The sequence below is a fragment of the Streptomyces chengmaiensis genome (genome assembly GCF_029846775.1).
Taxonomy (GTDB): Bacteria; Actinomycetota; Actinomycetes; order Streptomycetales; family Streptomycetaceae; genus Streptomyces; species Streptomyces chengmaiensis.
The window spans coordinates 1-13,998 of record NZ_JARWBG010000026.1; the positions used below are offsets into that span (position 1 = coordinate 1).

Below are 13,998 nucleotides of genomic sequence, written 5' to 3' on the forward strand. Positions count from 1 at the left end.
GGCGCGGACGCCGGCGGGGCGGGCGCGGACGCCGGCGGGGCGGCGGGGCGCGGCGGCACCGGCGGAGCGGGCCGCGGGAGCCGTGAGTCCCGAGTGCCGCGTGTGTCGGATGTGCCGTCGGAATTCATGAACCGCTGCCCCCTGACCAGCCAGGCCCGCCGTGTGCACCCGTCAATCTAGTGCCCCGTCAGAGGGAGTTCACCGATCCCCGCCGCGGGCCCGGGCCTGCGGCGGCCCGGGCGTTCGGGTGACACTCCGCCGCGGACAAGGGCACGCGTCCAACACTCCCGAACGGAGCATGCCCGGCCGATGCGCCCGCGCCTAGCCTGCGAGACAGAAGCAATGCGTCCGGAAGATCCCAGGAGCCCCTCATGACCGCAATCCCGCAGGAGCGCCGCGTCGTCACCGCCATCCCCGGCCCGAAGTCCCAGGAGCTTCAGGCCCGCCGTACCGCCGCGGTCGCCGGTGGTGTGGGGTCCGTGCTGCCCGTCTTCACCGCCCGCGTCGGCGGCGGCGTCGTCGAGGACGTGGACGGCAACCGCCTGATCGACTTCGGCTCCGGCATCGCCGTGACCAGCGTCGGCGCCTCCGCCGAAGCCGTGGTACGCCGTGCGTCCGCACAGCTCGCCGACTTCACCCACACCTGTTTCATGGTCACGCCGTACGAGGGCTATGTGGAGGTCTGCGAGAAGCTGGCCGAGCTGACCCCCGGCGACCACGCGAAGAAGTCCGCGCTGTTCAACTCGGGCGCGGAGGCCGTGGAGAACGCGGTCAAGATCGCACGCTCGTACACCAAGCGGCAGGCCGTGGTGGTGTTTGACCACGGCTACCATGGGCGCACCAATCTGACGATGGCGCTGACCTCGAAGAACATGCCGTACAAGCATGGCTTTGGCCCGTTCGCGCCCGAGGTGTACCGGGTGCCGGTGGCCTACGGCTACCGCTGGCCGACCGGACCGGAGAACTGCGGCCCGGAGGCCGCCGCCCAGGCGATCGACCAGATCCACAAGCAGGTCGGCGCGGAGAATGTGGCCGCCATCGTGATCGAGCCGGTCCTCGGCGAGGGCGGCTTCATCGAGCCGGCGAAGGGCTTTCTGCCCGCCCTGGCGCAGTTCGCCGGGGACAACGGCATCGTGTTCGTCGCCGATGAGATCCAGTCCGGCTTCTGCCGCACCGGCCAGTGGTTCGCCTGCGAGGACGAGGGCGTCGTGCCCGACCTGATCACCACTGCCAAGGGCATCGCCGGCGGTCTGCCGCTGGCCGCCGTGACCGGCCGCGCCGAGATCATGGATGCCGCCCACCCCGGCGGCCTCGGCGGCACCTACGGCGGCAACCCGGTGGCCTGCGCCGGCGCCCTGGGCGCGATCGAGACCATGAAGGAGCTCGACCTCAACGGCAAGGCCAAGCGGATCGAGGAGGTCATGAAGAGCCGCCTCGCCGCCATGGCCGAGAAGTTCGACGTGATCGGCGACATCCGCGGGCGCGGCGCGATGATCGCGATCGAGCTGGTGAAGGACCGCGGCACCAAGGAGCCCGCCCCCGAGGCGGCCGCCGCGCTCGCCAAGGCGTGCCACGCGGAGGGCGTGCTGGTGCTCACCTGCGGCACCTACGGCAATGTGCTGCGCTTCCTGCCGCCGCTGGTGATCGGCGAGGACCTGCTGAACGAGGGCCTGGACGTCATCGAGCAGGCGCTCGCCGGGATCTGAGTCTCCGACTGATCCGGTCGGTTGCGGACGGGACCGGTCGGATACGGCACCGCTCACCGGTGATTGGTGAAGAAGCTGTGGGGGGCCGATGGCGGGATGGCGATCCGGCTGTCGGTCCCCCGGCCGCTGACGTACGGTCTCCGCAGATGAGAGAAACACCCCGTCCGCAGGGGACTGCGGACGATGCCAGGGCGGAGCCTCCCCAGCCCCGGCCTGGCGGTGCCTTTGCGCACACCGTCGGAGCCTCGTGTTCCGGAACTCCTCACCGATCGGACGGCCGCCCGCCCCAAACCCCCCGGGGCGCGCGGTGCACCGGTCGGGCCGGCTTCCCCGGAACCACCCCCCCTGATCCGGGGAAGCCGGCGCTTCTCGCTCTTCTCCCCCTTCTCGGATGTGCGGCCCTCTTCGCCCTGGTCACCTGGCAGGTGGCCGCCCATGGGCCACTGCGCTCGGCCGACGAGCGCCTCGGCAGGTCCCTCTTCGGCGACGGCCCGGCCCCCGTCACGGAACTCCTCGCCGATCTGGGCAGTACGACGGTCGCCGTTCCCGTCCTCACCGCGGCGGCGGTGTACGTCGTGTGGCGCGGCCGCGACTGGCTGCGGGCGCTCGCCGCCGCCCTCGCCATGGCCGCCGTGCCCGCCCTCGTCCTTCCGCTCAAGCTGTGGATCGCCCGCCCCGGGCCCCTGGAGCCCGGCACGGGCTTGTACCCGTCGGGGCATACGGCCACCGCGGCGGTGGCGTACGGTGCGGCGGCCCTGCTGCTCGCCCCTTACCTGCCCCTCCGGCTGCGGCCGTGGGTGATGCCCGTCGCCGGAACGCTGACACTGGCGACGGGCGTCGGTCTGGTGCTGCGCGGCTATCACTGGCCGCTGGACGTGGTCGGCAGCCTGTGCCTGTGCGGGGTGCTGCTGCTGGTGTTGCGGTCGGTGTTGCGGTGGCCATGCGTACTGCACAGGGGGAGAGAGCGGGACGGGCCCGGACTATGACGCGGGTTCAGCTGCGGATGCGTGGTGAACCGGGTCACATGGGAACGGACTGTCGCCGTCTGTCAGCTGTCGAAGCCCAGACCGAGGCGGTCCATGGCCTTGAGCCATAGGTTCCGCCGGCCGCCGTGCGCGTCCGCCCGCGCCAGCGACCACTTGGTCAGCCCGATGCCCGCCCACGCGATCGGCTCGGGTGGGAACGGCAGCGGCTTGGTGCGCACCATCTCGAGCTCGGTGCGTTCGGTGCGCTCCCCCGACAGCAGGTCGAGCATCACGTCCGCGCCGAACCGGGTCGCGCCCACCCCGAGCCCCGTGAAGCCTGCGGCGTAGGCGACCTTACCGCCGTGTGCGGTGCCGAAGAAGGCGGAGAAGCGGGAGCAGGTGTCGATGGCCCCGCCCCAGGCGTGGCTGAAGCGGATGCCCTCCAGCTGCGGGAAGCAGTCGAAGAACTGCCCGGCGAGCTTCAGATAGGTCTCGGGCCTGTGGTCCATCTCGGCGGTGACGCGGCCGCCGTAGGGATAGACGGCGTCGTACCCGCCCCACAGGATGCGGTGGTCGGCGGTGATGCGGAAATAGTGGAACTGGTTGGCGGTGTCGCTGAGGCCCTGGCGGTTCTTCCAGCCGACCGAGGCGAGCTGCTCCTCGGTCAGCGGCTCGGTTGTCAGCGCGTAGTCGTAGACCGGGACGGTGTACGACCGGACCCGCCTGACCAGCGAGGGGAAGACGTTGGTGCCGAGCGCCGCCCGGCGGGCGAAGACCCTGCCGTACGGGGTGCGCACCCCCACCCGGCCGGCGCTCGACGACAGCTTGAGTCCGGGGGTGTTCTCGTAGATCCGCACGCCCAGTTCCGCGCAGGCGCGCTTGAGTCCCCAGGCCAGCCTGGCCGGGTGGAGCATGGCGACCCCGCGCCGGTCCCACAGCCCGCCGAGGAAGGTCGGGGAGCCGACCTCGGCGCGCACCCGGTCCCGGTCCAGCAGCTCGTAGCCGGTGAGGCCGAGGCGGGTCGCCTCCTCGTATGTCTCGCGCAGTTCGTCGAGCTGGTACGGCTCGGTGGCCACGTCGATCTCGCCGGTGCGTTCGAAGTCGCAGTCGATGGAGTACGCGGCGACCGCCGCCTCGATGGCGTCGAGGTTGCGGGCGCCGAGCTCCTCCAGGACAGCCAGCTCGTCCGGCCAGCGGGCCAGGCCGTTGGCGAAGCCGTGGGTGAGGGAGGCGGCGCAGAAGCCGCCGTTGCGGCCCGAGGCGGCCCAGCCCGCCTCATGGGCCTCGATCAGGACGACGTCCCTTTCCGGGGCGCGTTCCTTGGCGAGCAGCGCGGTCCACAGACCGCTGTAGCCGCCGCCGACGACCAGCAGGTCGCAGTGTTCGTCCCCGGCGAGGGCAGGCAGGGCGCCGGGCTTCGCGGGGTCGTCCAGCCAGAAGGGGACGGGCTGGGCGTCGGAGAGTGACTGTGCAGCGAGACGCATGGCAGCTGGGGCCATGGTTTCCAGCTCCTTCGGAGTGTGCTCAGGGTTGTTGCGCCGCGGCGCGCTGTCGCCGGCCGCTGATCAGCTGGCCGGCGACCACGACCAGGACGGCCACGGCGAACATCGCCGTGCCGATGACGTTGATCTCCACGGGCGTGCCCCTCTGCGCCGATCCCCAGACGAACATCGGGAAGGTCACGGTGGAGCCCGCGTTGAAGTTGGTGATGATGAAGTCGTCGAAGGAGAGCGCGAAGGCGAGCATCGCGCCCGCCGCGATGCCGGGCGCGGCGATCGGCAGGGTGACCCGCAGGAAGGTCTGCACCGGGCCCGCGTACAGATCCCGGGCGGCCTCCTCGAGGCGCGGATCCATGGACATCACCCGCGCCTTGACGGCGACGACGACGAAGCTGAGGCAGAACATGATGTGGGCTATGAGGACGGTGTAGAAGCCGAGCTCCGCGCCCATGTTGAGGAAGAGCGTGAGCAGCGAGGCGGCCATCACGACCTCGGGCATCGCCATCGGCAGGAAGATCAGCGAGTTGATCGCGCCGCGCGCCCGGAAGCGGTAGCGGACCAGGGCGAAGGCGATGAGGGTGCCCAGCGCGGTGGCGACGAGCGTGGCCCAGCCGGCGATCTGGAGGGAGAGGGCGAGCGAGCCGCACATGTCGGCGACGCCGCACGGGTCCTTCCAGGCGTCGAGGGAGAACTCCTGCCAGGCGTAGTTGAACCGGCCGCGCGGCTTGTTGAAGGAGAACACCAGCACGACGATGTTCGGCATGATCAGATAGGCGAGGGTGAGCAGGCCCGCGACGACGACGAGATTGCGCCTGAGCCACTTCAGCGGTGCGGCCATCAGAGCAGGTCCTCCGTTCCCGACCGGCGGATGTAGACGGTGACCATGAGCAGCACGATCGCCATGAGGATGAAGGAGAGAGCGGCGGCGGTCGGATAGTCGAGGACTCTGAGGAACTGCGACTGGATGACGTTGCCGACCATCTTGGTGTCGGTGGAGCCGAGGAGTTCGGCGTTGACGTAGTCGCCGCTGGCCGGGATGAAGGTGAGCAGCGTGCCGGAGACGACGCCCGGCATGGACAGCGGGAACGTCACCTTGCGGAAGGTGGTGGCCGGGGAGGCGTACAGGTCCTTCGCGGCCTCGTGCAGTCTGCCGTCGATGCGCTCCAGCGAGGTGTAGAGCGGCAGGATCATAAAGGGCAGGAAGTTGTACGTCAGACCGGTGACGACGGCCATGGGGGTGGCGAGGACCCGGTTGCCCTCGGTCCAGCCGAGCCAGTTGGTGACGTCCAGGACGTGCAGGGCGTCGAGCGCGCCGACGACCGCGCCGCCGTCGGCGAGGATCGTCTTCCAGGCCAGGGTGCGGATGAGGAAGCTGGTGAAGAAGGGCGCGATGACGAGCACGAGCAGCAGATTGCGCCAGCGTCCGGCCTTGAAGGCGATCAGATACGCCAGCGGGTAGCCGAGCAGCAGACACAGAACGGTGGCGGTGCCCGCGTACAGCAGGGAGCGGATGAACTGCGGATAGTACTCCTGCAGCGCCTCCCAGTACGTCGGGAAGTGCCAGGTGACCTCGAAGCCTTCTTCGAGGGAGCCGGTCTGGACGGATGTGGATGCCTGGTAGGCCAGCGGCAGCGCGAAGAAGACCACCAGCCACAGGATGCCGGGGAGCAACAGCAGATACGGGACGAGCCTGCGGCGCGTGGGGACCGTGCGCCGGACGGGCTGCTCGGGGCGCTGCGGCTGGGGTACGGGCGGCGGTGCTTCGGTGAGGGTGGAGGTGCTCATGTGGCGTCCTCCACCTTTTCGGTGCCCGCGGTGCGGTCCTGGGCCGCGTCCAGGCCGAAGGTGTGGTCGGGGTTCCAGTGCAGGACGACGTCGGCGCCGGGGGCCAGCCCGTCGCGGTGCTCGGTGTTCTGGACGTACACCTCGAGGCCCTGGCCGACCGGGGAGTCGACGACGTACTGGGTGGAGACGCCGATGAAGGACGAGGCGGCGATCCGGCCGGTGACGGTGTTGCGGCCGTCGGGGACGGACCCGGCTTCCTCGGCGAGCGCGAGGGAGATCTTCTCCGGGCGGACGCCGACGAGGAGCTTGCTGCCGACGCTGCCGCCCCCGGCCGAGGAGCGTCCGGCGGGCAGCCGCAGCTTGCCGCCGCCGGCGGTGACGGCGATCTCCGCGCCGGGGCCCGTGCCGCCGGACTCGACGACCTCCGCCTCGATGAGGTTGGAGGTGCCGAGGAAGTTGGCGACGAAGGTGGAGCGGGGGTGCTCGTAGAGCTCGGCGGGCGCGCCGAGCTGTTCCACCCGGCCGGCGTTCATCACCGCGACCGTGTCGGCCATGGTCATGGCCTCTTCCTGGTCGTGGGTGACATGGATGAAGGTGATGCCGACCTCGGTCTGGATGCGCTTGAGTTCCAGCTGCATCTGGCGGCGCAGTTTGAGGTCGAGGGCGCCGAGCGGCTCGTCGAGGAGCAGCACCTGCGGGTGGTTGATCAGGGCGCGGGCGACGGCGACGCGCTGCTGCTGGCCGCCGGAGAGCTGGTGCGGCTTGCGGCGTGCGAAGTCACCGAGCTGCACCAGGTCGAGCATCTCGCCGACCTGCTTCTTCACGGATTTTATGCCGCGTCTGCGCAGCCCGAAGGCGACGTTCTCGTAGATGTCGAGGTGCGGGAAGAGCGCGTACGACTGGAAGACGGTGTTGACGGGGCGCTTGTACGGGGGGAGCTCGGTGACATCGCGGTCGCCGAGGAACACCGTTCCCGTCGTGGGGTCCTCCAGTCCGGCGATCATGCGCAGGGTGGTGGTCTTGCCGCAGCCGGATGCGCCGAGCAGGGCGAAGAAGGAGCCCTGGGGCACCGTCAGATCGAGGGGGTGGACGGCGGTGAAGGAGCCGTAGGTCTTGCTGATCCCGGAGAGGCGGACGTCGCCGCCTGTGGACTTCTGTGTCATGGGTCGCGGTCCCAGTGGTGTCGGGGGCGGGGGCGGGCGGGCCGGTCAGGCGCCGATGAGAGCGGCGAACTTCTCCTCGTACGCCGTCTCTTCCTCGGTGGCGAGGGAGCGGAAGGCGTTTGACTTCGCCGCCATGGCCTCGTCCGGGAGGATCAGGGTGTTGGACGCCAGCGAGTCGTCGATCTTCGCCAGTTCCTCGCGCACGCCTGCGACGGGGCAGACGTAGTTGATGTATGCGGCGAGCTGGGCCGCGATCGGCGGCTCGTAGTAGTAGTCGATCAGCTTCTCGGCGTTGGCCTTGTGCCGGGCCTGCGCCGGGACCAGGAGGTTGTCGGTGGAGGTCATATAGCCGGCGTCCGGGATGGCGAACCGGATGTCCGGGTTGTCGACCTGGAGCTGGATCAGGTCGCCCGCCCAGGCCAGACAGGCGGCGATGTCGCCCTTGTTGAGGTCCGAGGTGTAGTCGTTGCCGGTGAAGCGGCGGATCTGCCGACGGTCGACGGCCTTCTGGAGGCGGGCGACGGCCGCGCCGAAGTCGTCGTCCGTGACCGTGGCCGGGTCCTTGCCCATGTCGAGGAGGGTCATGCCGACGGTGTCGCGCATCTCGGACAGGAAGGCGACGCGGCCCTTGAGCGCCGGGTCGTCCAGCAGCTGGGACACCGAGGTGATCTCGCGGCCGCCGGTGGCCTTGGCGTTGTAGGCGATGACGGTGGAGATGCCGGTCCAGGGGTAGGTGTAGGCGCGGCCGGGGTCCCAGTCGGGCGCGCGGAACTGCGGGCTGAGGTTGGCGTAGGCGTGCGGGAGGTTCGCCGGGTCGAGCTTCTGCGCCCAGCCGAGGCGGATCATCCGGGCGGCGAGCCAGTCGGTGACGCAGATCAGATCGCGGCCGGTGTCCTGGCCGGCGGCGAGCTGGGGCTGGATCTTGCCGAAGAACTCGACGTTGTCGTTGATGTCCTCGGTGTACTTGACCTTGATCCCGCTGCGCTTGGTGAACGCCTCCAGCGAGGGACGGTGCTTCTCGTCGTCACTGATGTCGATGTACTGGGTCCAGTTGGAGAAGTTGAGCCGCTTCTCCTCTGCCGAGTGGTCGTCGGCGGCGCCCGCGTCGCCCGAGCGTTTGGCGGGCGGGATGCCGCAGGCGCTCAGGGCGGCGAAGCCGCCGACGGTGAGCGCGCCGACGCCGGAGGCGCGCAGCATCGAGCGGCGGGTGAGGCCGCGTCCTTGGCTGCGGGCCAGGCTGCGTCGCGTCGCGGCCAGCTGGGCCCGGGACAGGGGGCCGTAGGGCTCCGGCTCGTACTGTTCCATGCGCTGTGCCCTTTCGGGATGTGCCGTGGTGGGAGGGTGGCCGTGGTCGGCGGCCGGCGTTCGTCGGTCCTACCTGTCCCCGAATACCGTGCGGTGCCAGTCCTTCGCAGCGACCGCGGTGTTGTCGAACATCACATGTTTGACCTGCGTGTACTCCTCGAAGGAGTAGGTCGACATGTCCTTGCCGAAGCCCGATGCGCGGTATCCGCCGTGCGGCATCTCGCTGATGATCGGGATGTGGTCGTTGATCCAGACGCAGCCCGCCTTGATCTCGCGGGTGGCGCGGTTGGCGCGGAAGACGTCCCGGCTCCAGGCGGAGGCGGCCAGGCCGTACGGGGTGTCGTTGGCGAGTGCGATGCCCTCGTCGTCGGAGTCGAAGGGCAGGACGACGAGGACGGGGCCGAAGATCTCCGACTGGACGGCCTCGCTGGTCTGGGCGGCTCCGGTGATCAGGGTGGGCCGGTAGTACGCGCCGTTCTTCAGCTCGCCCTGAGGCGCTTCCCCGCCGGTGACGACGGTCGCATAACCGCGGGCGCGTTCGACGAAGGCGGCCACCCGGTCGCGCTGGGCGTGGGAGACCAGCGGGCCGAGGTCGGTGGCGGGGTCGAAGGGGTCGCCCAGACGCACGGTCGCCATCAGGTCGGCGACGCCGGAGACGAATGCGTCGTACAGCGGCCGCTGGACGTAGGCGCGGGTGGCGGCGGTGCAGTCCTGACCGGTGTTGATCAGCGCCCCGGCGACGGCGCCGTGCACGGCGGCTTCCAGGTCCGCGTCGTCGAAGACGACGAAGGGGGCCTTGCCGCCGAGTTCCAGGTGGAGGCGTTTGACGGTGGCGACGGCGAGTTCCGCGACGCGCTTGCCGACGGCGGTGGAGCCGGTGAAGGACGTCATGGCCACATCCGGGTGGCCCGCCAGACGTTCGCCCGCGTCCCGGCCCGCGCCGCTGACGACGTTCACGACGCCGTCGGGGATGCCGGCCTCGGCAGCGGCGGCGGCGAACATCAGGGAGGTGAACGGGGTGAGTTCGGCGGGCTTGAGGACGATCGTGTTGCCTGCGGCGATGGCCGGGAGGACCTTCCAGGCGGCCATCTGGAGCGGATAGTTCCAGGGGGCGATGGAGCCGACCACGCCGATCGGCTCCCGGCGTACGTAAGAGGTGTGGTCGCCGCTGTACTCGCCCGCCGACTGGCCCTGGAGCAGACGGGCCGCGCCCGCGAAGAAGGCCGTGTTGTCGACGGTGCCGGGCACGTCGAACTCCGTCGTCAGCTTGATGGGCTTGCCGCACTGCAGGGACTCGGCGCGCGCCAGTTCGTCCGCCTGCCCGGCGAGCACGGCGGCGAAGCGGTGCATCGCGTCGGAGCGCTCACCGGGAGTGGCCCCGGCCCAGCCCGGCAGCGCCTCGCGTGCGGCGGCGACCGCCGCGTCGACGTCCCCGGGTCCTGCGAGTTCGTAGGTGTGGACGGTCTGCCCGGTGGCCGGATCGACCACGTCCTGGATACGCCCCGAGGTCCCGGGGCTGAGCCGGCCGGCGATGTACTGCGCGCCGTCCGCGAAGCGGTCCTGTGCCTGGAAGCGGTTGCCCATCACGCTCTCCGTAGTTCCAGCTCGAATTGAGTGCCGATCCTGACAGAGCAACCGCCGTCTAACAAGCGATTCCGTAGTTGCCTTTTGGTTACGCGACGGAATCGGTCGACCATGTGTCGGGTCGGCGGGGCTATTCGCATACGGACTGTCAGCAGCGACTGCCAGACTCGCCCACATGGGAACACCTGCGGGGACCGAAGCGACCGAAGCGCTGATCAGCCGCCTGAACAGCGGAGAGAGAGTCAAGTACCTGCACTTCTGGGGCCACGCTCCAAGGAAGGACGGCCGGATCGGCGCGAGCTGCCTGAGCCAGTGGTGGCCGTCACCCTTCGTGGTCGACGGCGTGCGGTACGCCACGGCGGAGCACTGGATGATGGCGGAGAAGGCGAGGCTCTTCGCCGACGCGGACGCGGAGCGCATGGCGCTGGAGGCGACGAGCCCGGGTGCGGCGAAGACCGCCGGGCGGTTGGTGCGCGGCTTCGACGAGCGGATATGGAAGCGCGAACGCTTCGCGATCGTGCGCACCGGCAGCCTGCACAAGTTCGGCCGGCATGCGGACCTGCGGGACTTCCTGCTGGCGACGGGCGACCGGGTGCTGGTCGAGGCGAGCCCCCGGGACCGTGTCTGGGGCATCGGGCTCACGGCGACGGACGAACGTGCCCATGACCCGGCGCGGTGGCGGGGACTGAACCTGCTGGGCTTTGCACTGATGGAGGCACGGGACGCACTGCGAGCGCAGACCCTCTGATGCAGCCGGGACTCTGCCCCGGGCCCCGCTCCTCACGGCGGGGCCACGGCCTTCTCTCCGACAGCAACCCGGCCCCGGCGCGCAGCCTCGGCCAGCGGACCCCCGCCCGCGCGGAGAAGCCCCGCATCACAGCTGCTGAGGCAACTCCCGCTCAGACAGGGGGTCCACTGCCCGCAGCCGCCGCGTGCGGGTGACGGAGACCTCGCGAGGCGGCGCCGCCCGCGTTCCGGAGATCGGGGAGCCTCCGGTGCAGCCGCCCGCGTTCAGGGGCGGGAAACCCGCAGGGCATGGCTGCCGCGCCGGCGTGAACCCCAGGGCCTGGGATCGGTCCCCGGCGCCAAACCGTGGCGTTCTGGGGGGACGGGCTCCAGCGCGAAAGATCTCGCGTCCGGGGGAAACGGGTACCTCGCATCGCGAAGCTGCCGCGCTCCGGGGGGAGCGGGGCGGGGGAAAGGCCCCCGCTCAAGCGTTCCGCGGGAAGCGCCGCGGCCGGCCGGCGGGGATGTTGCGGGCGCATCTCGGCCGGTCGCGCCCACCCGGCGGAGTCGCATATCGAGACGGCCCCGCGCCCGTCGGGGCGCAGCCGGACCGCGCCGGACGTCGCCGGGCGCGCCTAGCGGCCCGCCCGCTCGTCGACGACCAGGACGTTCGAGTAGCTGTCGTAGTCGTACTCGTACTCGACCCTGTCCCGCTCCTCGTTGATCGCCGTCGTGATCCCCCACGCCAGCAGCCCGATCACCACCGCCCCCAGCAGCATGCCGATGGAGCCGAGGATGATGCCCGCCAGGGCCATGCCGCCGTTGGTGGCCTCACCGCGCTGTGCCTTCTTCCGGCCGAGGATGCCGAAGATCAGGGCGAGCAGGCCGAGGATCAGGCCGACGACCCCGTACAGGCAGAACAGGCAGACGGAGAGGATGCCGAGCACCATCGCGGTGATGCCCATGCCGTTGGAGGGCGAGGGCTGCCACCCGGGCTGCCCGTAGCTCTGGTAGCCGGTCGCCGGGTACGCGGGGTAGGCGCCCGAGCCGTACGGGGTGTTCGCGGTCCCGGCCGTGGGGTAGCCGTAGCCGCCGGCCGCCGGGCCGCCGGGGGCGGTGGGCGGCGGAGGCACCGCACCGGCGTCAGGCGTCGGCGACGCCGCCGGCATCGCGGCGACCGTCGGCTGGTCGTGCACCGGCGCGGGCTGCGGCGCGTCCCAGGACTTGCCCAGCGGCACTCCGCCCTGCGCGCCGCCCGGCACGGCCGCACCGGGCGCTCCGTGCTCCGGCGGGGCCCAGGGATCGCGGTCCCGCGGCTCCGGCCCGCCCGTCCCGCGGCCGTCCTGACTGTCAGACATTGCTCTCCCCCATCGGTGGTCCGGCCATGCTACGGCGTGTGCTTCCCGCCGAACCGGGCGGCCTACGATGATCCGTGACAGCCGGCCGGACCCGCCGCGATCCCACTGCTCCCGGAGGACCTCGATGACCGATCTTCGCCCCTTTATCGCGGGGCTGCCCAAGGCCGAGCTGCATGTGCACCACATCGGCTCGGCCTCGCCGCGCATCGTCGCGGAACTGGCCGCCCGGCACCCGGACTCCAAGGTCCCCGTCGACCCCTCGGCGCTCGCCTCCTACTTCACCTTCACCGACTTCGCGCACTTCATCGAGGTCTATCTCTCGGTCGTGGATCTGATCCGCACCCCCGAGGACGTGCGGCTGCTCACCTTCGAGGTCGCCCGCGACATGGCGCGGCAGAACATCCGTTACGCCGAACTGACCGTCACCCCCTTCAGCTCGACCCGCCGCGGCATCGACGAGAAGGCGTTCATGGCGGCGATAGAGGACGCCCGCAAGGCCGCCGAGGACGAGCTCGGGGTGGTCCTGCGCTGGTGCTTCGACATCCCCGGCGAGGCCGGTCTCGAGGCGGCGGAGGAGACGGCCCGGCTGGCGGTCGACCTGCGCCCAGAGGGTCTGGTCTCCTTCGGGCTGGGAGGCCCGGAGATCGGTGTGCCGCGGCCGCAGTTCAAGCCGTACTTCGACCGCGCCATCGACGCCGGTCTGCACTCCGTGCCGCACGCCGGAGAGACCACCGGGCCGCAGACGGTGTGGGACGCCCTCACCGAGCTGCGTGCCGAACGCATCGGCCATGGCACCAGCTCCGTCCGGGACCCGGAGCTGCTCGCCCATCTCGCCGAGCACCGGATCCCCCTGGAGGTCTGCCCCACCTCCAACATCGCCACGCGCGCCGTCACGGACCTGGACCTGCACCCGATCCGGGAGATGGTCGCGGCCGGCGTGCTGGTCACGGTCAACAGCGACGACCCGCCCATGTTCGGCACCGACCTCAACAACGAGTACGCGGTGGCCGCCCGGCTGCTGGAGCTGGACGAGCGGGGCGTGGCCGACCTGGCCAAGAACGCGGTGGAGGCGTCGTTCCTTGACCCGGCGGGCAAGGCGCGGATCGCCTCGGAGATCGACGCGTACACCGCCGCGTGGCAGGCCCGCTGAAACCGGCCGCCACAATGCAGCAGCCCGTCCTGATGCGCCCCGTCACCGCCGTGGCCCATCGCGGAGATCCGTACCGCGTCCGGGAGAACACGCTCGGCTCGCTGCGGTCGGCGATCGAGCGGGGTGCGGACGCGGTGGAGATCGACGTCCGGCTGACCGGGGACGAGATGCCCGTGCTGCTGCACGACGCCTCGCTGAAGCGGCTGTGGGGCCACGACCGGCCCCTCGACCGGCTCACCCTGGCGCAGCTGAAGGAGCTCACCCTGGGCGGAGTGCCGACGCTGGCCGAGGCGCTGCTCGCCACGGGCGACCACCGGCTGATGGTCGACTTGCCGGGCGCTTCGGAGCGGTCGGTACGGGCGATCGTGGGCATGGTGCGCGAGTACGGCGCGGCCGAGCGGGTGTACTACAGCGCCGGCCCCGCCGCGATGCTCGCGGTCCGCGCCGCCGACCCTTCCGCCGAAATCGCCCTGACCTGGACGACCCTGGCCCCGCCCCGCCCCGTGCTGCTGGCCGCCGTCGGCCCCCGCTGGCTCAACTACCGCTTCGGGCTGGTCAGTCGGGACCTGGCCGACCGGGTCCACCGCGACGGCTGTCTGGTCTCGGCCTGGACCGCGGACACCCGGCGCACGATGCGGCGGCTGGTCGCCCACGGCGTCGACTCGATCACCACCAACCGGGTGGACGTCCTCGACGCCGTGCTGTCCTCGCACCGCTGACGGAGCGGCTTCCGTTTTGCGGGGCCCGCGGCGTCCGG

At 71.0% G+C, this 13,998-nt stretch carries 12 protein-coding genes and 1 pseudogene; 6 read left to right on the forward strand and 7 right to left on the reverse strand.

The window, feature by feature from the left end:
• The 3 genes and pseudogenes from QCN29_RS21550 to QCN29_RS21560 form a co-directional block, all read left to right on the forward strand.
• Positions 1-180: pseudogene (locus tag QCN29_RS21550) on the forward strand (hypothetical protein); the annotation flags it as partial.
• Between the two features lie 191 nt (positions 181-371).
• The gene (gabT, locus tag QCN29_RS21555) at positions 372-1,706 is read left to right on the forward strand and encodes a 4-aminobutyrate--2-oxoglutarate transaminase (protein WP_279930142.1); all 1,335 of its coding nucleotides are present in this window, start codon (positions 372-374) and stop codon (positions 1,704-1,706) included.
• Positions 1,707-2,131: 425 nt separating this feature from the next.
• Positions 2,132-2,692: a phosphatase PAP2 family protein gene (locus QCN29_RS21560; RefSeq protein ID WP_318036731.1), complete on the forward strand. Its 561-nt coding sequence runs from the start codon at positions 2,132-2,134 to the stop codon at positions 2,690-2,692.
• Between the two features lie 62 nt (positions 2,693-2,754).
• On the opposite strand, the gene QCN29_RS21565 is transcribed toward QCN29_RS21560, so the two are convergent.
• The 6 genes from QCN29_RS21565 to QCN29_RS21590 form a co-directional block, all read right to left on the reverse strand.
• Positions 2,755-4,170, reverse strand: a complete 1,416-nt coding sequence (locus QCN29_RS21565) for an NAD(P)/FAD-dependent oxidoreductase (RefSeq protein WP_279930146.1) — start codon at positions 4,168-4,170, stop codon at positions 2,755-2,757.
• 25 nt (positions 4,171-4,195) lie between these two features.
• Positions 4,196-5,008: an ABC transporter permease gene (locus tag QCN29_RS21570; RefSeq protein ID WP_279930148.1), complete on the reverse strand. Its 813-nt coding sequence runs from the start codon at positions 5,006-5,008 to the stop codon at positions 4,196-4,198.
• Positions 5,008-5,955, reverse strand: coding sequence for an ABC transporter permease (locus QCN29_RS21575; protein WP_279930150.1), 948 nt, complete (start codon positions 5,953-5,955; stop codon positions 5,008-5,010). The genes QCN29_RS21570 and QCN29_RS21575 overlap by 1 nt, the downstream gene beginning before the upstream one ends.
• Entirely contained in the window at positions 5,952-7,118 is a 1,167-nt protein-coding gene (locus QCN29_RS21580; protein ID WP_240136864.1) for an ABC transporter ATP-binding protein, read from the reverse strand. The genes QCN29_RS21575 and QCN29_RS21580 overlap by 4 nt, the downstream gene beginning before the upstream one ends.
• Positions 7,119-7,163: 45 nt before the next feature.
• Positions 7,164-8,423 carry a polyamine ABC transporter substrate-binding protein gene (locus QCN29_RS21585; protein ID WP_240136863.1) on the reverse strand — a complete coding sequence of 420 codons (1,260 nt, stop codon included), beginning with the start codon at positions 8,421-8,423 and terminating at the stop codon, positions 7,164-7,166.
• A 69-nt stretch (positions 8,424-8,492) separates the two neighbouring features.
• Positions 8,493-10,007: a gamma-aminobutyraldehyde dehydrogenase gene (locus tag QCN29_RS21590; RefSeq protein ID WP_279930151.1), complete on the reverse strand. Its 1,515-nt coding sequence runs from the start codon at positions 10,005-10,007 to the stop codon at positions 8,493-8,495.
• Between the two features lie 175 nt (positions 10,008-10,182).
• Between QCN29_RS21590 and QCN29_RS21595 the strand changes: the two genes are divergently transcribed.
• Entirely contained in the window at positions 10,183-10,755 is a 573-nt protein-coding gene (locus QCN29_RS21595; protein WP_279930152.1) for an NADAR family protein, read from the forward strand.
• 613 nt (positions 10,756-11,368) lie between these two features.
• Here the strand turns inward: QCN29_RS21595 and QCN29_RS21600 are convergent.
• A complete protein-coding gene (locus QCN29_RS21600; RefSeq protein ID WP_279930153.1) occupies positions 11,369-12,091 on the reverse strand; it encodes a DUF4190 domain-containing protein in 723 nt (240 codons plus the stop codon).
• A gap of 124 nt (positions 12,092-12,215) precedes the next feature.
• Here QCN29_RS21600 and QCN29_RS21605 point away from each other — a divergent pair, with 124 nt between their 5' ends.
• Both QCN29_RS21605 and QCN29_RS21610 read left to right on the forward strand, forming a co-directional pair.
• Entirely contained in the window at positions 12,216-13,241 is a 1,026-nt protein-coding gene (locus QCN29_RS21605; RefSeq protein ID WP_240136859.1) for an adenosine deaminase, read from the forward strand.
• 32 nt (positions 13,242-13,273) lie between these two features.
• Positions 13,274-13,960: a glycerophosphodiester phosphodiesterase gene (locus QCN29_RS21610; protein WP_279930235.1), complete on the forward strand. Its 687-nt coding sequence runs from the start codon at positions 13,274-13,276 to the stop codon at positions 13,958-13,960.
• Positions 13,961-13,998: the final 38 nt, after the last annotated feature.

Excerpts from the sequence above, each read along its gene's own strand:
- gabT (WP_279930142.1), top strand. The coding sequence starts at position 372 with ATGACCGCAATCCCGCAGGAGCGCCGCGTCGTCACCGCCATCCCCGGC.
- QCN29_RS21565 (WP_279930146.1), bottom strand. The coding sequence starts at position 4,170 with ATGGCCCCAGCTGCCATGCGTCTCGCTGCACAGTCACTCTCCGACGCC.
- QCN29_RS21570 (WP_279930148.1), bottom strand. The coding sequence starts at position 5,008 with ATGGCCGCACCGCTGAAGTGGCTCAGGCGCAATCTCGTCGTCGTCGCG.
- QCN29_RS21575 (WP_279930150.1), bottom strand. The coding sequence starts at position 5,955 with ATGAGCACCTCCACCCTCACCGAAGCACCGCCGCCCGTACCCCAGCCG.
- QCN29_RS21580 (WP_240136864.1), bottom strand. The coding sequence starts at position 7,118 with ATGACACAGAAGTCCACAGGCGGCGACGTCCGCCTCTCCGGGATCAGC.
- QCN29_RS21585 (WP_240136863.1), bottom strand. The coding sequence starts at position 8,423 with ATGGAACAGTACGAGCCGGAGCCCTACGGCCCCCTGTCCCGGGCCCAG.
- QCN29_RS21590 (WP_279930151.1), bottom strand. The coding sequence starts at position 10,007 with ATGGGCAACCGCTTCCAGGCACAGGACCGCTTCGCGGACGGCGCGCAG.
- QCN29_RS21595 (WP_279930152.1), top strand. The coding sequence starts at position 10,183 with ATGGGAACACCTGCGGGGACCGAAGCGACCGAAGCGCTGATCAGCCGC.
- QCN29_RS21600 (WP_279930153.1), bottom strand. The coding sequence starts at position 12,091 with ATGTCTGACAGTCAGGACGGCCGCGGGACGGGCGGGCCGGAGCCGCGG.
- QCN29_RS21605 (WP_240136859.1), top strand. The coding sequence starts at position 12,216 with ATGACCGATCTTCGCCCCTTTATCGCGGGGCTGCCCAAGGCCGAGCTG.
- QCN29_RS21610 (WP_279930235.1), top strand. The coding sequence starts at position 13,274 with ATGCGCCCCGTCACCGCCGTGGCCCATCGCGGAGATCCGTACCGCGTC.